Source organism: Streptomyces sp. NPDC104371 (genome assembly GCF_055583785.1).
Genome location: NZ_JBVJNF010000001.1, coordinates 1 through 19,239 on the forward strand (window position 1 = coordinate 1; position 19,239 = coordinate 19,239).

Sequence of the window (19,239 nt, forward strand, 5' to 3'; positions counted from 1 at the left end):
GGGAGCGACGCGACGACATCCACGAAGCCTTCCTCGGCCTCGCGACCTGCCTGATCACCTACCGCCACGTCCGACGCCTTTGTTAGGACCTCTAACTCCATGTATCCCCCTGATCACTAAACCGGCGGACCCAGTGTGCCGGGCGGTTCTCAGTCACGGAAGACGGTTTGACGCCGAAGATCGCCACCCACTGGGGGAGGGGGGTCCAGGCAGACGAAATTGCTATGACGAGGCATCAGGGAGAGAAAGCCGCGGCCGGCCGGGCCGTCGACGAGGAGGAAGCCGCACGGCGGGCTCTGAAGGCCCAGCTGTCGTGGGACGACTCGGAACAGGAGCCCGGCAAGCCATGTCCGTGTGGGAGTTCGGACGGGCACGGCGAGACATGCGACGGTGAGGAGGGCGCGGTCCTGATCCACGCCATGCGTCTGCCGGGCAGCACCGAGAACGTCACCGTGTGGGAGGACACCTTCGCCTGCACCCACGGCTGCAACGAGTACACGGAGACGGTGACGCTGCCCGACGCGCTCTGGGGCGTGCGAGAGCAGGCGGTCGACCGGCGCGACCTGCCCTACGAGCGCATCCGCCTCTTCCCTGGCGTCAACCACATGCAGGAGGTGCTGCTGCCCGGCTTCGGCATCGCGTGACGCGCTGTTGCCCTGCCGGGGACGACCACAAGGGATGTTCCACCACCGTCGGCTGACAATCCGGCGCGCCACGGCGCCTGACCGTGCTCGCGTCCAGTAGTTGATGGAGCAGACGTGGAGAGGCAGGAGTTCAGGTGCCAAAGAAGAAGCAGAAGAAGCGCTCACGCCGCGCGCGGCGTGAGCCGGTCGCGCAGCGGGAGTTGGTGCCCCAGCCCCGGATGAGTGACACCGCTGAAACCGCCCGTCCGGCCGACGCCTTGGAATTGTGGGACCCCGAGCCCGCGCCGGAGTTCTCGCGCGGCGGCGCCGCGGTGGACCTGAAGTTCGCCACCGGAACGATGTCGGCCGTGCGACTGGGCTTCGGCGAGCTGTTCGCGCAGGAGCGACGGGGCCCCATCCGCGAGGGCTGGGGCTACACCGTGGAGCTGCCGGCCGTACTGGAGCTCCTGGAACGGATCGGCGACGGACGGGTCACCGCGCACGATGCCCACAGCGTGCTGCTCAAATCAGTCGACCTGCTGTACGACGCGCTCCGGTGCTGGGAAGCCGAAGACCCTGACGACCTCCGCAATGCGTGCCTGGAGGCCGGGGGATGCGTGCTGTGCGAGAAACACCGCTCGTGGTTCGACGGCCTACTGACGAAGGCGGACAACCGCTGGCAGCGGCTGCAGCAGCCGAAGAAGTATCCGTTCGCCGCAGGCCGTCAAGGCCTTCACGAGACGTCCTGCTCCGTCGTCAGGCGTGAGATGCCGTCGGACTACGCCCGGCCGACGAGCGGGGAATACGTGGTGGCGTTGAACGCCTTCAGCCACACCGCCGACCCCCACAGCTCCAGCGAGGACTTCGAAGGATCGCGCAACTATCCCCGCTTCGAGGTCATGACCCCGCAGGAAGCCCGGGCCTGGATCGCCGAGAGGACCGGGCCGAAGGGCGGCCGAAACTACAAACGATGCCAGCGGTGCGCCCCGGCCGTGTGAGCACTGGCAGCCCGTCGCTGAGCCCTGCCGCTGACGGCAGCCCATCGGCGGCCCGAGTGAGGACTACGAGGGCTCCACAAGTTGCCCCGTCTTCGTAGTCTTGCACTGGTAGAGGAAGAACGGGCCGCCGAGCTGGGAGAGCACGGTGGGGTGCTCGGTGAGCGTGAGGACCTGCTGACGGAAACGCCAGCCCGTTCCGTACCGCGAGGACGGGACGGCTGCGGGGTTGGTCTCCCATTCGGCCAGGCGCTGGACAATAGCGCTGAGCATCTTGGTGTCCTGCACCGTGGAGGCTGTTGAGAAGGGAACCTCCTGCAGTACCGCGACGATGGTGTGCGCGGTCGGGGTGCTGATCCAGGTGGTCGGCTTGCCTTCGGCGACGCTAGTCCGCAGCCGCGCGAGGGTGTTCTCCAGTGGATCAGCCGTCCACGGCTTGCTGTTCGCGAGCGCTGGTTCCTCGGTCAGCCAATCCAGCAGCACGCCGCACTCGATCCCGTTCAGCCCGACCCCGTCGCTGGCGAACAGAGCGTGGAAGACCCGCAGGAGTACATCGCGGCGGCGCGGCTGCTGGCGCCGCTGCACCAGGCAGTGCCAGCACAGCCAGCCCATCGGGATGCAGGGGAGTTCCTCCGGGGACGGCGTCCGGCCGATCAGATCACCAACGTTATATCCGTCGCTGCACAGTCCGCAGGCACCCGCAGCGCTGGCCGACTTGACCGACCGGGGCCGTGGAAGCTGGCCGATGCCTGCTGGCCGGTCCACTCGGGTGACGCGTCGCAGGCGGGTACGGTACGCGCCCGTGCCTTCCTGCTCGCATACGCGGAGCTCCCGGAGGACTTCCCGCAGATCATGGTCGTCGGTGTTCGACAGTCGGGGCAGGTTTACCAGCTTGAGCAGACGGCGCCGCAGGGCCTGCGGGTCCTCGCCGACGGTCGCGGACAGTGCGTCGGCCGCCTTGGCCACCTGTTCCCTCAGCTCGGGCCCGGACAGTTCCGACTCGTTGCCACGCGGGAGAACTTCCTCGACTCCGAACAGGGTCATCAGCTGGGTCCGTCTCTCTCCGCAGGCTCTTCGCCCACACCCTGCACCCGCTGCCCGAGCATCGTTGGACATCTCCACCCGTTCGAAGCAGCAATCACCCAGTTGGCGCAACGCGGCGCCATGGTCCGCAGCCGGACCGGCGAGTGCTTTGGCCTGAGGTGCCAGCTGGGGCTACGCGCCGCGGGGAACGAACAGGCTGCGGCCGGGGAGGAATTGGGTGCCTACCGGAACGTGGGTGCGGGAGACCAGGCCGGAGACCATCGGGTCGGGATAGCCAGCGATCATGCGTAGCCGGACGTTGCCTTCCAGCAGCGTGAAGGAATGGATCACGCCGGTGTGGGCGGGCCGGGCGATCAGGGGGCCGGGAGTGTGGATGACGAACTGGGCTCCGTGGGCGTACCCGAGGCGGGCGTAGAAGTCGGTCAGTTCCGGCTTGTGGTCCATGGTGATCAGCCCGAAGCCCTAGCTAGCGGGCGAGGTAGCACTCGGCTTCGGCGATGAGCGGCTTGGCTCGTGCACGGGGTCACCGTCAACGAGCCCTACCGTGGCCAGGGCATCACCCAGCCTGAAGTGAGCCACGGGCCGACCCCGCCTTCGCCTAAAGGAGACGGCGTATGAAGCGGCTCCACTTCAAGCTCCGGCTCGAGCGGACCGTGCCCTGCCCCGAAGCGGGTGAGCACCCATGATCGAGGCCCTACAGCTTGCCCCCGCGGTGAGGAGGCGCGGGGCCTTGGTCGTGCAGTGGAGCAGGTTAGGCGACGGAGGCGAGGAACGCCTTCCTCGCCTCCGGCTCGACAGCGAAGGCGAGGCCGTCTTGCATTGCCCTGAAGCATCGACGACAGCGCCGAACTGGCCGGTTACACACTCGTCCTGCTCGGCACTGTAGTCGTCCAGAGCGAGGGTGCGATTCGGAACCTATGTCAGATTGGGATGTTGAACTCGCCGTTGTTGGCGCCGGCCAGGAAGCACTCCCACACGTGGCGGGTCACGACGAAGGGCGGGTTGTTCAGGTCCTCGTTGTCGCGGAGAGCGACGCGTCCGTCAGGCAGGAAAGCCACTTCGAGGCACCCGCCGCTGCCGGAGGACGCTGAGGCCTTGAACCACTTCAGGTCTGGCAGGAAGTCGGCCGGTGCGGGACGACCGGTGCTGCTGGTCATTGCTTCTCCTCTGCGGCGTCCTGGAGCAGCGCCGCGGTCTCTTCAGGATCAAGGGCCTTGGCCTTGAGTAGGTCGAACATCGTTGTAAAACGCCGTACGTCGAGCTTCTTCTCCAAATAGAGGTTTCCGGCGGGGCTGTCGACGTAGACAACCGGGTCAGACTCCTCGAACTCCAGGAGGGAGAACGCCCCTCCGAGGCCGGAATGCGCCCCTTTTGCCACCTCGACCAGGTGCCGGATCTGTTCACGCATGACCTCTGGCCCGCCGACAGGTCGACGGATCACCTGTTCATCGAGGATCGCCCACAGTTCGAGTGGCTCGCGGTCCTCAAGGGTGGGCGACAGAAGCTCTTGCCGCTTCTCCCGTACCGACACCAGGTCTTCGATGTCGTGCGGCCGGTTGCCCGGATAGGCGGTCAGAACCGCGCGAGCGTAGGCGGGAGTCTGCAGGAGCCCGTGGACCAGTACGGGTTCCCAAGCGAGTTCAGCACGCGCGTCGGTTTCCAGGCCCAGCAGCACCTCAAGGCCGCTCGGTAGAACTTCTCTTTGGGCGTCCCACCAGCCCGGCTGTTCCGAGTCGGTGAGCATGCTCTGGAGCGCTTGCACTTGGCGTTCGTCGGTGACGCCGTACAACTCGCAGAGCTTTGTGATCTCATCGGGTTTCGGCGTGACCCGGCCCTTGCCTGTTTCCATGCGGCTGATCCGGGTCTCGGAGCACTGCAGGTGCGCCGCTACGTCTGTGGCCAGGAGCCCGCGGGCCTTTCGTAGGCGCCGGAGCTCGGCGCCAAGCTGCCGTCGGTTGACCGTAGGCGTTTTCGGCTGAGCCACGCGTCGCCGCCCCCTTCGTCGCTTGCTCTGCGCTTGCGCACTTGCCTGCTCCCAGTTTGCCGCACGGTCCTCGCGAGCTGCACACATAGCAGGTCACCCCTTTCTGAATATTCCGCACGCACGTTTGTAATTTGCTGAGAATCTGCTGCGCACTTGCGCAGAGAGTGCGCATGGGGCCACTCTAGAGGCAGCTGGACACGTCACGTAGCGGCCCAATAGCTGTGTGTTGATCGGCTATCCGCAGGGCTGAGCCAGTCAGCAGGGGCCGATGGTGTCGGTTCGGGTGGCTCGGTGTTCGTTCAGGGTGACGACGGCTCCGCGGCCGTTGAGTTCGTCGCGGAGTGCTGCGTTGTCGTGGTGGAGGGCGGCGATGACGGTTGGGGAGGCGTCGAGTCGGCCTTGGAGCTGGTCCGCTCGCGTTTGAGGGTCCGCACCTCGACCCGTAGTTCCTGGAGTTCGTCATCGCGTCGGGCTTCGCCGGGGGTGCGAGCGTCGGTGGCAGCCGTGCGCCGGTCCCATTCGGCGAGAATGCGGTGGGCCCGGTTCATGGTGGCCCGGCTGACACCGGCTTCGCGGTAAAGGTTCTCTTTGACCAGCCGCCCATCGGTGCAGGTGGGGCGGCCCGCGAGGAGTCGTTCCATCGCGGCTCGCAGGGCCTTCACCGTCTCGGTGGAGACCTGGTCCGTGATCGTCTCGGTGGTGGGCTGGGTCATTTCTCGGCCCTTCGAATCACTGCGCGGACGTCTTCGAGCTGTCGGTTGAGTTGGTCCCGGCGGCAAGGAGCGATCTTGGGTGTCTCCAGCAGGGTCAGGAGGCTGTGCTCCTCGCTCTGCCAGATCTTGAGGTGATCGGGGGTGATGACGCTGTTGTGGCAGCGGCCGGGCTGGCAGCGGTCGATCAGCGGGCCGGCGTGGCCGGCGGGGATGACCGCTTCTTCGAGGCACTTCGCGCCCTCGGGGTGGTTGTGGTCGAGGGTGCAGTGGTTGAGCTTGCCGAAACGGAGCGTGACGCGGGCCTTGTGCAGCAGGTCGTATTCGGTCCGCTTGTCACCGGTCTTCGCGGTGCGGGTGGCTGCGAGAGCGGCCCTCTTGACCGTGTCGAAGGTGTCGGTGAGTTTGTCGGCGCCAGGGCCGTAGCCGATCACGGCGCCTGCGTGGTGCTGGTCGTAGAGGTCTCGAAGGCGCATGAAGCGGGCGTCCTCGATGGCGGTGTCTAGCAAGCGCGCCCAGTTCGCGTCGGAGGCGCCATAGCCCTGGGTGGATCGGTTGGCCAGTGCCCTGGTGGCCGCGTGCTTGAGCTGGAGTCCCAGGGCGATCTCGGCGCCGGGCTCGGTGGCCACCAGCATGGACATGGCTTGCCGACGTAGTGGTCATAGACGGGATGTCCAGGACCAAGGATGCGGCCTTCGAAAGCCCGGCGCCCACCAGGGACGTCGACAACCCGGTCGACCTCCATGGCCAGGCGGATGATTCCGCCTCCGTTGACCACCGCGAACCGCTCTCGTTCGACGCGCGCACCAGGCATTACCCAGACTCCGCGGGCGATCTCGTAGAGCTGCCGATCGGACAGCCCGTCGCGCCAGCCGATCTGTGAGTGCTGGCGAGGATCGCTGTTCGGGTCGACGTCCTTCTTCTTGCCAAGAGTGATCTGAATCATCACGCCTCCCTGCGAGGCCGCCTCGTGGTCGGAGAGGCCGAGGCGGCCTGCTCAGGAGAGACCATGCGCCCCCGTCATAACGGGGTATCGCTGGTGGACGTCCTGGAGGGATCTACCTCTCCCGGGGCGGCGACCGGGTATGTCGTGCTGCCGACCAGAGGTCCCTGCGCAACTTTGCGATCAACGCTCTGCGCAGCGCGGGCCACCACAGCATCGCCGCCGGCTCCGCCACCTCTCCTACCAGCCCCACACCCGCCGGCTCGACCTCATCGACCTGCCCTGACCAGCAACACCCGTGATCACCGGAGCTCTGAACCAGCCCTGGGCGTCAACCGGCCCCGGTCTTTTGGAAGCTGGGGCTCATGCTCTCGGCAAAACAATTGGGAGCGGCGCCCGACCGTTGCGCAGAGCAGCAAGAGAACGGTGCTGAAAACGGTCTCGACACGGCCCGACCGGCGTCGCAGCCGCTCACGGGAAAGGGATACATGCCAACCCTGATTCGTTAACATCTTCCAGAAAACTTCCACCGTACAGGTTGAATACATCTACAGCCGATAGTTCACCTGCCTCTGGATCGTTTCCTGCAGTTCGAACATAGCCCTCAGTCACATGATAGCGAGCTGTAACGCCCTCAAGAACAGCTCGGCACAGGTCGTCAGGTAGTTCGTGATCAAGTTTCTCGCGGTCCCGATCTCTAACCAAAGAGTTCATACGTCGCAGCCATTCGAGATATTCGCGCCATTCTGGAACTCCAGAAATTCTATCCAGGGCGCGCAAATCAGCCCGGCATGCTGAAGCCAGTTCCCAGACCTTCATTTCATCGCCTTCCGTACGGAATCTGTGTGACCTGATATCCGAGATATTCCCAAGCCCGCGCTGCGGCATCCCACTGCTTTTCTGTTATCCCAGCACCATCACCAAAACGCCCTGAACCTGCATTAATGGTGACCGAGTCGTTCGGGCCGAACCAAGCCTCCCCGCCAATCGACGCCTCGGAGCTTATGTTGGTATGCACGATGTTACCCCTGGGCGTGTCAAAAGGGGTCCGCTCGAGAGCCACATTTACCCCGCGTTGATCTATAGTCCAAAGATATTTGCTGTATTGGTCACCATGCTCGCCGATCTCGACATCGTCAAACATTTCCCTTGTTCGAGATTGAAGCCCTTGCGAAGGGTCAAGAAGAACACCTTCGCCTTCGAGTAGTTCTCGCGCTGGGGGCTTGAGAGGCCCAACTTCACTTTGCCGAATAGTCTCCGCGCTCTGTCGCCCCTCTTCGAGGGATGACAGATCAGGGTAACGCTGGGTGTTATCTCCCTGGGACTCTCTATCTTTCTCTACCTCGCCGAGGCTCATTACGTTTGTTCCGGCACCATGCTCGTCTGTGCTTGATGAGTGAGCCCCAGTCGACTCCGAGACGTCTTGAACCGGGACTTCTACCGGCGAAGTCTCCGGTTCCTGCGCATCCTCCGCCGGTGCCGAGGCTTCTGTCGGGTCCGGAGCCTCATCTGAGCCGGACGTTTCCTCCTCTCCAGCCCAATGCTCGGGTATGTCACGAGCGTCCGAGCTCAATGGAGCCGTATCAAAGGTAGCGGTCTCCACCGAAGCGTCAGATTCCAACGTCTCTTCCGACTCAGTTATCTCAAATGGGCTTAGCGCATCGGTCAATTCTCCGGCCTCAGCCGGTCTTTCAGCAACGGCAGAGCCGTCCATACCCCGGATGTCTGCAGGGCCATCATCCAGCTCTGGGTGATCGGCGGATGCTTGAGTATCCCCGTGAGAACCATTCGGCTCTGCAGCCGGACAATCTGTCACATCCCCGTCGCCCTCACGTCGAGTCGCTTCTGCGACTCTCTCCGGTGCAGCCAGCTCCTCATCAGCCGCAGTCTCTGCCATAAAAGCGGATCCCTCACCGGCGCTGTTGGATTCAGCAGACCGCTTGCCCGAGCTCTCCGGATCGCTCAGATCCACGCCGATGGCGGCTCCGTCGTCCGCAGGGGCGGACAGCGGGTCCTCCGACTTCAGCGGACTGCTCCGTGCATCACCGTCGTGAGCGTCATAATCAGCATCACTTACGGCATCGATATCGCCCGCTGTCGCATGCCTTGTTTCACCGTGACCTGGAAATCCGTTATCGACCTGTACCCCCGGATCCTCCGGCGTACCATCGCCGTCGGCCTCCACCCCCGGCTTCACCGTATCTTGGTTGCCGTCGACCGGCTCTTCCAGATCCTCCGGCGCGCTGTCAGTGGCGCCCTCGCTTTCTGCGCCACCGCGGGAGGAATCAGCGGCATCAATGTCCTCCATTGTGGTGTGGCCGGGCTCATCATCGCCCTGCGAGGAACCGTTGTCCGGTGTCTGAGTCTCCGGGATCTCTTGCTCAGTCGGCCTTTCTGGTCCGTCCATGCTCATGGCTTGTCCCCGTCTGTTGTGGTTACGGCCCGCACGAACGACTTCAGTGGCCACCAAGACACATGGAGGAAGGAGGCTGCCTTCTTCAGTCGCTCTTGGGGGTCTCTCGCGTTGTGCAATGCATCGCATGCCTGGCGCCAAGCCATGGATTGGCCCCTCACCGTGGTTTCCGAGGGGCGCCAGGTGTCGGGGTGCGCTTTCCAGGCTTCCAGTTGCTCTGCGACGGTGTGGCCCTCCAGCCGCAGCCCGCGGGTGGTCCAAGCCGCTGTGTCGGGGTGAGGGCCCCCGCCCGATGTGCCGGCCGTCTTGAGTGCCCGGTACACGTCCGCCCAACGCCAGGTACCTGCCTGCCACTCGACTTCACCGCGTGGGCAGGCGCTGCCTCCGGCCAGGACACGCATCGCTGAGGCCGTCAAGTGCTCCAGCAGGCTCTCCGACGGATAGAAGTCCGATAGCCCTGCCGAACGGTCGTCGACTGCTGCGTTGATGCGCGCAGCGATGGCGCACTCAAGGATCCGTTTGTCGGCCCGGTTCCGCAGTCTCTCGAGCCAGGATGCGTGGGGCTGCGGCGAGGACCAGCCGCATACATGGGCGATCGTCAGTAACTCGATCCAGAGGATCAGGTCAGGGTCCTCGGCCAGATCGCTGCCGAGGCTGATTTCGCGCAGCACAGGGGGCCGGTCCCAATCCATATATCCCAGCGCGGAGTGCGGGTTCGACGCTGTGGGAAGGGCTCGGGTGGCTTGCCTTGTGCTCTCGCGGGTCAGTCCCAGCGGTACGGCGATCCGCAGGGGGCGGTCCATGCCGTCCGCGAAGGCGGCCGCGCGGCCTGGTGGGAGGGAGACGATGTGCCGGGACTGCTGGGGGGTGAGGTTCATCGTCGCGCCGACGGCCTCGCGGTCATCAGCTGCCGGAAGGCGGTGGACGATTTTCAGTGCGGTGTTCTTGACGACGTCCGGCAGGATCTTCGACGGTATCTGCTCGGCGACCACAATTCCTTCGCCGTAGGCTCGGATCTCGGCGAGCAGCGAGGCGAAGAGTTCTACCGCGTGGGCGGCTGGGCTGCCCGGCGGGACGTTTCTAAGGAGTCGGTGTGCTTCTTCGATCACTGTGACATGCCGCAGCCCGCCGCCTCCGGTGGTGTCGGTGCGGTGGACTCGCAAGTGTTCGTAGATCCGGATCAGTACCGCTCCGATGAAGAACGCTTTGTCCTGGTCGTTGCCGATGTCTTCGATCTCCAGCACCACGTTTCGGTCCAGGAGGCTGCTCATGTCGATGGGGTGCTGGGCCTCGAAGAACCACCCGGGGGTGCCCATTCGAAGCGATCCGAGCCGTACGTCGATGAAGCCGCGTACGTTGTCGGCGACTTCCTTGCCGTATCCGATGTTGTCCACGACCTCCAAGGCGGCTTTCTGCACGTCGGCCAGGCCGGGATAGCGTGGTGCCCTGGGAACGCCTCGGCGGGTGCCCAGCGCCAGGTTCCAGCTCATCTCCTGGTAACACCTGGTCAGTGCCTGACTGAGGACCTGCGGAAACGGATCCGTGGCCTCGAAGGCGGCCAGGAAGAGGGCGCGGACGAGGTCGAGGTGGGTCTGCAGCGGGAACCCGGGCTCCGGTTCGAGCGGGTTCAGGCCGACGGGGACATCGTCGGGGGCGCCGGGACGGATGACCGTGACTTCGGCGCGATCGGCCAGTCGGCCCGCCATGTTCGCGTATTCGGCCTTGGCCGGCTCGATGACCAGCCAAGGGACTTCGATGTCGTGCAGGGACTCCAACAGGTGTCGTACGGTCTGCGATTTTCCGGAGCCGGTGGCGCCTGCGACGAAGGCGTGCCGGTTGAGGGTGTCCGTGGTGATGCCCAGGACACTGATCGGCTGGTCGGCTTCATCAAGAACCGAGCCGAGCACAATGTCTCCGGTTGATTCGGGGGTGACATCGAAGTCGGCGCGCTCGACGTGACGGACGCCGGGAAGTTCCTTGCGCGGCGGGCGGGCCAGCGCGGCCAGTAGCTCCGTGCTCGCGGGGAAGGGAGAGGCCGGTTCACCGGCCGGGGCCTCTGCCGCGGCCCATGCCTGTGTCAGATCTCCGACCGGCGGTCCGGGCATGAGGGTGTAGGGGTGCTCATCCAGGTCGGCGGAGCTGCAGAGGAGTGCGGCTGCTCGGCGGGTGGTGGGCGCGTCGGGTGAGCCGACCAGGACGTGGATGTTCCACATCCCGCTGGGGCGGGCCCTGGACAGCTCCCGGTACCGGGCCTGGGCGCGTTCGAGTGCGACGCGGTCCAGTTCGGAGTTCTCTCGCTGCCTGAGCCCCGGGATTCTCCGGGTCAGGGCCACGCGCTCGCTCTCCAGCCCCTCATCGCTGAGGGGTTCCGCAAGCACCATCCAGGCGAACGGGTCACGCATGTGGCCGACGTGGTCATCGAAGCCTCCGCGCATGACCTTCGGCCGGTCCGCTGCCGGCGCCCACAGAGGATCGGCCTGTCCCTGGCAGCGGGCCCAGGATGTGAAGCCGGCCAAGTCGGGGACTTGGGCGGGCACGGCCACCGCACCTGGCGGGTAGAGCAGGGGGTAGCCGCGAGTTCCGGTAGCTTGGCCGTGGTCTCTGGCGAACGGTACGAAGGGACGTCCTCCCACCAGGACATCGAGCTGCTGGCTGCCGGGGGCCCTATACCACACCACGGCCAGTGCCGCCCCTGGGCGGTCGTTGAACTCGGCCCGTGCGGCGGCGAGTGCGGCGAACAACTCCGCCGGCGTACGGTCCGGCTCTTGGTCTTCGGGAGCCTGCCGGGGAATGTCCCGCAGCCGATGAAACCGGAAGCCCTCTAAGATCATCGATGCCTTGCTGGAAGAGGCGCGGGGCTCACCGCAGCCCGTCACAGCGATCGCCTCCCTACTCGAGTAGCCGCGGGGCATCGGCCACGTGCGGTAGAAGGGTGATGGCAGGGTTGCAGTCGCCGAACACGACGCGGCGGCTTTGCGGACTCGTCTCGATCAAAATGAGTCCGGTGGGCGGCAGCGATTGGATTTGTGTCGGCTCCACTGTGAATTCATAGACTCGGGACACCATCTCGCCGCGCGTCACGGATTTATCAGTCGAACTGTCGACGGTATTTTGCCAACTAGTCGACCATCCCCCCGTCTCGCTAACACCTCCGCCGTAGCTGTGGGATCGCCCCCTGGAGTGTGATTCGCCTACCTGCCGCGTCAGCTGATTCATCACGAATTTGTGCCCCTGGCCGATAAATTCGGCGGCGGCTTTCGCTTCCTCGGCGTTTCCCAGCCTCATGAGGACCGTCGCGCTGTCCTGACCTCCGAGAAGCGGTCGGATGTCCTCGCGCACATGTGTCATCAGAAGCATGAGCCGGACGCCAGCGACGCGCGCCTGGCGAGCCATGGATTCCAGAGCAGAGCGTCCTAGATGCTCCGCGCCGGCGATGACCAAAGTGCCGGCGTCCGCCGGGACGCGGCCACGGCGAAGCTGATGCAGGATGAGGAAGAAGACGACGCGGTCGATGACGTCCTGGCGGCGCTCGGTCACATCGTGCGTGGAGAGGATGGTCAACTGCCCGGGAGCCAGCCACTGGTCCGGGGCGGGGAGGGTGAGGGGGTTGTGCTGGGCGCGGGCCAGCAGACGCGTCACGTCATATACGAAGCGCAGCTCGTTCTGAACCCGCTCGCTTTGCCCGACGACATCGATGGCCGTGGTGAGGCTGTCCAGTTCTCCGGCCGACAGCGGTTCCGGCGCGCGGTCGGGTTCGTGGACGCGCAGGAGGACCTCCAGTCCGGAAGCGATCCGGCCGAAGGTAACCGCCCCGTTCAGTCGCTCGAGCACAAAGTGCAGGATGCTGGCGTCCGTCGCGCGCAAGTCAACGTCGGCCCCGTCCGGCCGCAGTGTGGAAAGGGCCTCCGCCAGCACCTCGGCCAGCTCCTCCGCGGACAATCCCCACGACAGGTCAGGCGGCGCGGAGGCCGACGGCAGCTCCACGCGCACCACCGGTACCCCTCGCGTATCGGCCAAGGCCGCCAGCTCCCGCCCCACCGTCTGATGACTGAGATCGAGGAGCCACAGTCCCTTTCCGTTGGCGAGGAGAGACGCCCCCAGAGTCACCAGAAGAGCCGCCCACCCATCCGCCGTGCCGCCATAGACATCAACCCGACGCGGGCGGGATACGAGATGAACCGGAAACCACCGCAACGCCTCGTCGACGCGCCGCCGCTCCGAGGCATCGTGCGCGAGGACATCCGTCTTCCACCGCTCGGACGCGGCCTCGTGAGCCGCTCTGAGTTCTTCCCGTTTCTGCTTCGCAACCGACAATTTCCATTTATATCCAATATAGGGAGCGACGCGCATGATGAGGATTATCCCGACAGGGATCCACGCCACGGCAGCAACGACAAGGCTCCCCAACGCCGCAAATAAAGCTCCCGCAAAAAACATCCCACCGAAGACACATCCCAAAAGTCGAGGGAGTGCGCCTCCTCGATAAGTGGGCATGGGAGGGTCATGCCATACTGGTGGATTTTCATGATCTGGGCGGGGGTGAGGAACTGGATGAATGTACTCCCACCCCAGCCTTTCCACGCCATCGAACACGCGCGTTGATAATTCGACGTGCGCGTCGGACTCTATCTCCACCGCTCCCCCTCATCGTCTCCGCATTACTGTCACGCCATCAAGCCGTGAACAGGACGACGCACGTTGAAGCGGGAGGCCACTGCCCCTGGCAGCTCTCCCGTTGAACAACACCAGACGCCTCGTCAACAGGGCCACCAACCGTCGTGAACCCCGACTTGGCGCCAGACCGGAGACCCACACGGCTCAGCCGCACAGGCACTTGGCACGTCAAAATCCCCTACCCCGCTCAGCGGCACTGCATGACACCAGCCCTACACCCAAAATCCTAGCCACCGCCGTCGCTCACTCACGCCAGCGGGGTCCCTCGACTACCTTCAGCCCCTGCTCGACTCCCTCCGAACATGCCCGGGCTGTGGCGGCGCCCGGCGAGCCCTGCATCATGGGCTGTATGCCGGACCTGGCCGCCGTCCAGACTTGCCCCACCCACCTCCCATGCCCGTCCCGGCAAGGCCGGCGCCGTTCCTTCGAGGCGACCCGACATGCTCTGCGCCGGACGTCTGGCGTACGTGCGGACACTGGCGGACCTGACCGCAGCACTCAGCAAGCTGCTGAGCAGCTTCCGCAGCAACAAGCCATCCCCCAGGAAGGGCGCCCGACGCGTCAGCTCCACCCGAGGCTGGGGCTGACGGCGAGGCGGGCCCGTCGCCCAGCGGCGACATCGACAACCCAGTCGATCTCCATGGCTTGGCGGATGATCCCGCCGCATGACCCAGACGCCACGGGCGATGTCGTGAAGTTACCGGTCGTACAGCCCGTCGCTCCAGCCGATCTGCGAGCGCTTGAGAGGATCGCTGTTCGCGGCGCCGTCCTTCTTCTCGTACAGAGTGATCCGGATGATCACGCCTCCCTGCGAGGTCGGAGATGCCCAAGCGGCCGGTTCAGTAGCTTCCATCGTGTGGCGGCCAGGCAGGTCGTGCCGCCGGCCCAGGTAGCTGATCATTCCGAGCGAGAAGCCGGTCTCCTCGGCGAGTTCGCGGCAGGTTCGTCCGGCGGCCCGTTGGGCGCGGAGCCAGTCGAGATCGATCTGGCGCCAGCGGGTCGCTTTGCCGTCGCGTGTCATGCCGTATTCGTGGACCAGGACCTTGACGGCGTCGACGTTCACGCCGGCATGCTCCGCGATCCACTTGAGCGAGCGGTATTCGTCGAGGAAGAAGCGGGCGAGCTTGTCCCTGGGCAGAGCTTCGCGAGCCCGACGAACAGTCGCTCCTCTTTCCCACTTCGCACCCTTCGCTGCCCCTGGAGGGGCCGGCTGCTCCTGCAGGACGAAGCGGACAGTGTCATGGCTGACGCCGAGGCGTCGTGCGGCCTGAGCTGTCGTCAGGCATTCGTCCCTGATGAGCCGGTGCAGCACCCCGGGGTCGATGTCCCGCAGGTCGCACTCTGGCAACTCAAGATCGCGCATGGTGTCCGTCGGGGGTTGCCAGGAGAGAGGTTCATTGCGGATTCCCTGTCGGGCGAGGAACTCGGTTGTGTGTCTTTCGAGTTGGCTCATCAGCGCCGGGGTGAGATCGGTCTCGAAGGTCCGCAGCATGGTCCGCAGTCCTGGGTGCTGGGCGCGTAGGTGGTCGGCGCGAGGGTTGCGGAGAGCCCGCTGAGTCGTTCGAACAGCAACGCTCGGGCGAACTGGTGGCGCCGTACTCCGCCGGCTTCGAATCCGATGTCCCGGCAGAGCTGTCGCCAGGTGCTCAGGGGCAGCAGGTCACGGTAGTCGACCGTGCGGCGGTTGTAGTCGATCGGCGATCCCTCCTGGTCGAGGTAGTCCGCCAGCGCGGACAGGCCGAGACTGATGGCTTGGAAGTGGTTCCGCTTCGTGAGCCGGAATGTCATGTGAGATCCCAGCCTGTCTTCTACTGGTGCTTGAAGGAGGCGGGCCGCCGCGTTGAAGTCTCCCGTGCCTCCGATCAGCAGGAGGTAGCACGACAGGGCCGGGCGGATCGTACGCGACAGAGCCCCGTTCTGAGGGCTCAGCCGGGCGGACCAGGCCGGCCAGAGCTGCGTTGGAATCTTGCGGGCCCGCTCGGCGACCCGCGTTGCCGCCGAGCGGCCGGGCCTGCGCGGCATTCGGTCCACAGTGCGGTAACGCAACTGGTCGGTGTGCTTGAAGCGGGGCGCCAGGGTCGCGAGGTGGAGGGCGTCGAAGACCGGGCTAGTGTGGGCCCATCGGTGCCCGACCCTGAGCGGAATGCTGCCGTCGGCATCACTGATCAGCTGGCGAAGAGCGGCTCCGGCCTTGTGGGCGTCGTCTTGCTCGAGCATATGCAGAGCCGCGCTGACGGCGATCGCGGCAGTCGCGGCCCGCTGCGGGGCAAGTCGTCCCGGACGGGTCTTCTCGACGGGGCCGAAGGACCGCCGCTTCTCAGGCAGGGGCCGCTGGTGCAGCGTCAGGATCTCCGATGGGGCGAAGCCCGACAGCCGTTCAGGGACGCGGCGAAGGAGGATGCAGGCCAGTGCCCGAAGGTCTCCAAACAGCGCAAGACTGGGTTGAGGGTTGTCCTGGTAGACGCCGAAGCCGGCCTGTCCGCAGGAGATCGCCTTCTCGATGCGCTTCTGGGCCGCGATCGTGGATCCCTGTGCGGCGAGCGTGAGCGCAAGAACCTCCTCAAACGGCTGGCCGCAGCGTGCCGGCGGGGAGTCGTTCTCCGAAGGGCTGTGGCAGCGGCCCGGAGCAAGCGGGTGCCTGGTGGTCGCCGGGAAGTGCCGCGACATGCGGCTGCAGCGCGGGCAGGCGTCGACCAGCAGCAGGTGGTGATCGAGGCAGGCGAAGGACCAGCCGAGTCTCCAGCTCAGCCGCCATCTGCCGCCGTTCTCGGCCAGGCAGGCCGGGCAGTAGCGGGACCCGCGGGACCTCCCCCAGACATGCCTCGCCTCGACCCGGCGCCGCCGTGTGTCGACCACGTGGACCTGCCCGTCGTAGCAGGCCAACGTCATGGCGTGCACCTGCGCTCGGGTGGGGCCAGCCGACCAGGCGACGGCTGCCGCCTGGTCCGCGTCGAGAAGGGGGACCAGGCGGCCCAGGACGCCCGAGTCCACCGGCCGACAGTAGCCACGGGGCAGCAGGCCCATCGAAGACAGAACGTCGCCGGTGGTGGTGCCCAGCCGGTGGGCGACCGCCTCCCACCATGAGTCGAGTGCCTCGCCCGGCTGCGGGGCGAGGCGGATCGGCAGAGTCCGCGCGTGCGTCACCGGCGAGCCGCCTTCTGGCGGGTCCGTCGGGAGCGCTGGCCCTTCAGGAGATTGCGTACGTCGTCCTGGGCCAGGTGGGCCGCCTGGTCGATCTTGACGCGGCTGAGGAGATCCTCGTCGAGACGCTCGGCGCCGGTGCGGACGGCTCGCTGGCAACCGCGGTTGATGAGGGTCATCAGCGAGCCGATGTGGCCGCTGGAGCGGATGAAGAGGTAGTCGAACAGCTCGTCGGCGAGCGTGCCCCGGTACTTCTCCCTGAGCACCAGGCGCTTCTACAGGGCCAGCAGCAGCTGCCGCCACTCGGCGCGGCCCTGGTCGCTCTTGAGCTCGAAGGGCCTCATGTCCAGGCGGGTCGTGCGCCGGCCCGTCTGGGCCAGGACCGCGTTGTCGTAGGTCTCGCCCTCGGAGAACAGTCCGCGGCTGGCCAGGCCGACGCCGATGAACAGCAAGGTGACCGGGAACTCGTTCGCGATGTACTTGAAGTGGTTGCTCACCTCGACGCCTCCGGTCGCCCTCCACCGCAGGAAGTGCAGATCATCGACGATCAAGAGCTTCACATCACACGAGAGCACGCAGTCCAGGGCGCGCTGGGCGAACTGGGCCGTGGTGCCGGTGGTGCGGCCGGGGTGGCCGAAGAACTCCAGCATCGCCCGGTTGAAGTCCTTCATCCCGGTGTTGCCGGTCAGGCCCACCCGGCAGACCGGGAGCCGTTCGTGCCCGCCGACGGTGAACGCGCCGCCCTCGGCGATCTCCCGGCGGTGGAAGTCCCGGGCGAAGGCCAGCACCGCGGTGGTCTTGCCGAGCCTGGGGAAGGCGTCCACCGCGACGGCGCCCTTGGCCTTGTCGCCGTCCTGGAGGTTGCTGTCGACGATGTCCCACAAGTCCTCGTGCAATTCGGCCAGCTGCGGGGTGCGCAACGGACCGAGGTTCGCGTGCCACAGTCGCCGGGCCTGGTCGCACTCGGCCCGCGCCCGCTCGCCCAGCGCCAAGTAGTCGCTGCGTGCCAGCAGTTCGGGCTGGACGCGCGCCTGTGCGTCCGCGAACGCCGCCCAGCCCTCCTTGCGGGACAGCGTCAGCGCGTCCAGGCGGTGGGCGTCTCCCGGTGTCCAGGTGCTCTCGTCGTTCACGCGTCCTCCAGGGCGTCGGTGTAGAAGTCGCTGTCGTCTTCCAGCCCGACGTCCTCGACCACGTCGTCGTCGCCCATCTCCTGCGCGGCCTCGGCCGCGGGGTGCGGCTCTGCCTCGTCGGGGAGTTCCATCAGGCGCCTCACGCTCGGCAGCGTGGCGACGCTCTCCTCGGCCTCGGGCAGGTCCAGGGCCGCCTGTTCCCGGGCGAGCCGCAGCGCCATCCGGCGTTCCACCAGCGAGGTACCCAGGCCGAGGTTCCACCGCTCGAACAGGTCACGGACCGCGGCCTTGTCGTCCGGGAACCGGTCACGGGCCGCGGCCAGGCGCCGGGCGAACTGCAGTGCCTCCTCGCTCACCGGCATGTCCCGCCCCGGTGCGTGCTCCCAGGCCAGCGCGTTCCACCGGCGGCTCTCGGGATCCCGGAAGTAGACCGTGTTGACGTCGTCCGGGTTCACCGCGATCGGCCACTTGCCGTCCCGCTCATCGCTGAGCAGACCGCGATAGGGGTCCAGGGCGGCACCGTTGTAGCGGCGTGCGTCGAGATCGATGCCGTAGTGCTGGATCTTCCTGCGTTCCACGCGCAGGAACTCGAACGCCAGGTCCGGATCGCGCGGGACCTCGATGTAGCCGGCCCTGTTCAGGCCGTGCTCGAACATCGCCGCGGGCGACATCCGCAGTCCCGGCACGCCCGGGTCGATCAGACTGGTGTGCGGCCTCACGTGATACACACAGGCCACCCATTCACGGATGATCGCCTCAAGTTCGTGGAGGAAGAAGAACGCCTCCCCCTCCGGGCGCTCGCCGCGCGAGTGCAGATCGGGCCCCTTGTAGCCGGGCAGGCCCTGCAGCAGGTCCTCGCGCAAAGTCAGAAAGAATCTCTCCAGCGGGCCCTTGTCCCGGCCCGTCCGCAGCCGGGCCGGCTGCACTGAGATACCCAACCGGCGGCAGACGCTGGTCAGATGCTCCGAGACGAACACCTTGCCGCGATCGACCAGCACCGTCTCCGGCACCAGCGCCGGCGACGCCGCCGAAGGCATCGGCCCCTCCAATGCTGTGACGTCGATCAGCACCGAGCGCGGAATGCCGTGCTCGGGCCAGAGAGCGTGCGCCGGCCAGTCCTCGCCCGCGGAGCGGGGGCGGAACGCCTGGTAGAGGGCGACTCTGGCGTCGACGGCCTTCGTCGACACCGGCGTGATCCTGATCCCGCAGATGCAGCGCGTGTACCAGTCCATCGCGACGGTCAGCTCCGCCTGCAGCCACTGCAGAGTGACCGGGTCCAGGGCGAAGACGTCCAGCCGGTTGGTGTCCATCAGCAGGTACTCGCCCGGCCGGGTCGGCCGCAGCTTCCCGTAGACCCCGCCGGGCCGGGAGGCGATGTCCCGGTTCCGCTTCATACTCAGCCGGACCGTCGGATGACGCCGCTCCAGATCCTCCAGGAGGCGGTAGGACGTCGCCCGGCTGGGCAGGTCCTCCTCGTCGAACCCCCTGGCCAGCAGCCGGGCCCGAGTCCGCTCGATCACCATCTTGCGCGATGGCTTGGACTGGCCCGTGTGCTCGACCATCACCTCCAGCGCCGCCTCCG

18 protein-coding genes are annotated in these 19,239 nt (G+C 66.3%); 3 read left to right on the forward strand and 15 right to left on the reverse strand.

Translation table 11 applies throughout. The features are described 5' to 3' along the window. The first annotated feature begins 224 nt into the window (after positions 1–224). Positions 225–644 (forward strand): hypothetical protein, encoded by a 420-nt coding sequence (locus ACZ60T_RS00005; RefSeq protein WP_469662971.1) that lies wholly within the window; start codon positions 225–227, stop codon positions 642–644. A 218-nt stretch (positions 645–862) separates the two neighbouring features. After that, entirely contained in the window at positions 863–1,621 is a 759-nt protein-coding gene (locus ACZ60T_RS00010) for a hypothetical protein (protein ID WP_469662972.1), read from the forward strand. Positions 1,622–1,684: 63 nt separating this feature from the next. On the opposite strand, the gene ACZ60T_RS00015 is transcribed toward ACZ60T_RS00010, so the two are convergent. The 6 genes from ACZ60T_RS00015 to ACZ60T_RS00040 form a co-directional block, all read right to left on the reverse strand. Then, a complete protein-coding gene (locus tag ACZ60T_RS00015) occupies positions 1,685–2,662 on the reverse strand; it encodes a hypothetical protein (protein ID WP_469662974.1) in 978 nt (325 codons plus the stop codon). A gap of 171 nt (positions 2,663–2,833) precedes the next feature. Next, a complete protein-coding gene (locus ACZ60T_RS00020) occupies positions 2,834–3,106 on the reverse strand; it encodes a hypothetical protein (RefSeq protein WP_469662976.1) in 273 nt (90 codons plus the stop codon). Positions 3,107–3,582: 476 nt separating this feature from the next. Continuing rightward, the gene (locus ACZ60T_RS00025; RefSeq protein ID WP_469662978.1) at positions 3,583–3,819 is read right to left on the reverse strand and encodes a DUF397 domain-containing protein; all 237 of its coding nucleotides are present in this window, start codon (positions 3,817–3,819) and stop codon (positions 3,583–3,585) included. Further along, positions 3,816–4,646 carry a helix-turn-helix domain-containing protein gene (locus ACZ60T_RS00030; protein WP_469662979.1) on the reverse strand — a complete coding sequence of 277 codons (831 nt, stop codon included), beginning with the start codon at positions 4,644–4,646 and terminating at the stop codon, positions 3,816–3,818. The genes ACZ60T_RS00025 and ACZ60T_RS00030 overlap by 4 nt, the downstream gene beginning before the upstream one ends. Before the next feature lie 299 nt (positions 4,647–4,945). Next, entirely contained in the window at positions 4,946–5,359 is a 414-nt protein-coding gene (locus tag ACZ60T_RS00035; protein WP_469662981.1) for a hypothetical protein, read from the reverse strand. Then, positions 5,356–5,997: a hypothetical protein gene (locus tag ACZ60T_RS00040; protein ID WP_469662983.1), complete on the reverse strand. Its 642-nt coding sequence runs from the start codon at positions 5,995–5,997 to the stop codon at positions 5,356–5,358. Before ACZ60T_RS00040 ends, ACZ60T_RS00035 begins: the two co-directional genes overlap by 4 nt. Positions 5,998–6,026: 29 nt before the next feature. Between ACZ60T_RS00040 and ACZ60T_RS00045 the strand changes: the two genes are divergently transcribed. Further along, positions 6,027–6,239: a hypothetical protein gene (locus ACZ60T_RS00045; protein WP_469662985.1), complete on the forward strand. Its 213-nt coding sequence runs from the start codon at positions 6,027–6,029 to the stop codon at positions 6,237–6,239. A gap of 531 nt (positions 6,240–6,770) precedes the next feature. Here ACZ60T_RS00045 and ACZ60T_RS00050 read toward each other — a convergent pair. From ACZ60T_RS00050 to ACZ60T_RS00090, 9 genes are all read right to left on the reverse strand, one after another. Then, entirely contained in the window at positions 6,771–7,118 is a 348-nt protein-coding gene (locus ACZ60T_RS00050; RefSeq protein WP_469662987.1) for a hypothetical protein, read from the reverse strand. 1 nt (position 7,119) lies between these two features. Then, entirely contained in the window at positions 7,120–8,712 is a 1,593-nt protein-coding gene (locus tag ACZ60T_RS00055) for a prolipoprotein diacylglyceryl transferase (RefSeq protein WP_469662989.1), read from the reverse strand. Beyond that, entirely contained in the window at positions 8,709–11,543 is a 2,835-nt protein-coding gene (locus ACZ60T_RS00060; RefSeq protein WP_469662991.1) for an ATP-binding protein, read from the reverse strand. Before ACZ60T_RS00060 ends, ACZ60T_RS00055 begins: the two co-directional genes overlap by 4 nt. A 58-nt stretch (positions 11,544–11,601) precedes the next feature. Continuing rightward, positions 11,602–13,062: a hypothetical protein gene (locus tag ACZ60T_RS00065; protein WP_469662993.1), complete on the reverse strand. Its 1,461-nt coding sequence runs from the start codon at positions 13,060–13,062 to the stop codon at positions 11,602–11,604. A 1,021-nt stretch (positions 13,063–14,083) separates the two neighbouring features. Next, positions 14,084–14,878: a hypothetical protein gene (locus ACZ60T_RS00070; RefSeq protein WP_469662994.1), complete on the reverse strand. Its 795-nt coding sequence runs from the start codon at positions 14,876–14,878 to the stop codon at positions 14,084–14,086. Continuing rightward, entirely contained in the window at positions 14,839–16,530 is a 1,692-nt protein-coding gene (locus ACZ60T_RS00075) for a TniQ family protein (RefSeq protein ID WP_469662997.1), read from the reverse strand. Before ACZ60T_RS00075 ends, ACZ60T_RS00070 begins: the two co-directional genes overlap by 40 nt. Further along, on the reverse strand, positions 16,527–16,793 hold the full coding sequence (locus ACZ60T_RS00080) for a hypothetical protein (RefSeq protein ID WP_469662999.1): 267 nt from the start codon (positions 16,791–16,793) through the stop codon (positions 16,527–16,529). The genes ACZ60T_RS00075 and ACZ60T_RS00080 overlap by 4 nt, the downstream gene beginning before the upstream one ends. 9 nt (positions 16,794–16,802) lie before the next feature. Further along, positions 16,803–17,657, reverse strand: coding sequence for an AAA family ATPase (locus tag ACZ60T_RS00085; RefSeq protein WP_469663001.1), 855 nt, complete (start codon positions 17,655–17,657; stop codon positions 16,803–16,805). Continuing rightward, positions 17,654–19,219 (reverse strand): Mu transposase C-terminal domain-containing protein, encoded by a 1,566-nt coding sequence (locus tag ACZ60T_RS00090; protein WP_469663002.1) that lies wholly within the window; start codon positions 19,217–19,219, stop codon positions 17,654–17,656. Before ACZ60T_RS00090 ends, ACZ60T_RS00085 begins: the two co-directional genes overlap by 4 nt. Between the last annotated feature and the right edge of the window lie 20 nt (positions 19,220–19,239).

Coding starts and splice junctions, on each gene's coding strand:
- ACZ60T_RS00005 (WP_469662971.1), top strand. CDS start 225: ATGACGAGGCATCAGGGAGAGAAAGCCGCGGCCGGCCGGGCCGTCGAC.
- ACZ60T_RS00010 (WP_469662972.1), top strand. CDS start 863: ATGAGTGACACCGCTGAAACCGCCCGTCCGGCCGACGCCTTGGAATTG.
- ACZ60T_RS00015 (WP_469662974.1), bottom strand. CDS start 2,662: ATGACCCTGTTCGGAGTCGAGGAAGTTCTCCCGCGTGGCAACGAGTCG.
- ACZ60T_RS00020 (WP_469662976.1), bottom strand. CDS start 3,106: ATGGACCACAAGCCGGAACTGACCGACTTCTACGCCCGCCTCGGGTAC.
- ACZ60T_RS00025 (WP_469662978.1), bottom strand. CDS start 3,819: ATGACCAGCAGCACCGGTCGTCCCGCACCGGCCGACTTCCTGCCAGAC.
- ACZ60T_RS00035 (WP_469662981.1), bottom strand. CDS start 5,359: ATGACCCAGCCCACCACCGAGACGATCACGGACCAGGTCTCCACCGAG.
- ACZ60T_RS00040 (WP_469662983.1), bottom strand. CDS start 5,997: ATGTCCATGCTGGTGGCCACCGAGCCCGGCGCCGAGATCGCCCTGGGA.
- ACZ60T_RS00045 (WP_469662985.1), top strand. CDS start 6,027: ATGTCCAGGACCAAGGATGCGGCCTTCGAAAGCCCGGCGCCCACCAGG.
- ACZ60T_RS00050 (WP_469662987.1), bottom strand. CDS start 7,118: ATGAAGGTCTGGGAACTGGCTTCAGCATGCCGGGCTGATTTGCGCGCC.
- ACZ60T_RS00055 (WP_469662989.1), bottom strand. CDS start 8,712: ATGAGCATGGACGGACCAGAAAGGCCGACTGAGCAAGAGATCCCGGAG.
- ACZ60T_RS00060 (WP_469662991.1), bottom strand. CDS start 11,543: ATGATCTTAGAGGGCTTCCGGTTTCATCGGCTGCGGGACATTCCCCGG.
- ACZ60T_RS00065 (WP_469662993.1), bottom strand. CDS start 13,062: ATGCGCGTCGCTCCCTATATTGGATATAAATGGAAATTGTCGGTTGCG.
- ACZ60T_RS00070 (WP_469662994.1), bottom strand. CDS start 14,878: ATGCTGCGGACCTTCGAGACCGATCTCACCCCGGCGCTGATGAGCCAA.
- ACZ60T_RS00090 (WP_469663002.1), bottom strand. CDS start 19,219: ATGGTCGAGCACACGGGCCAGTCCAAGCCATCGCGCAAGATGGTGATC.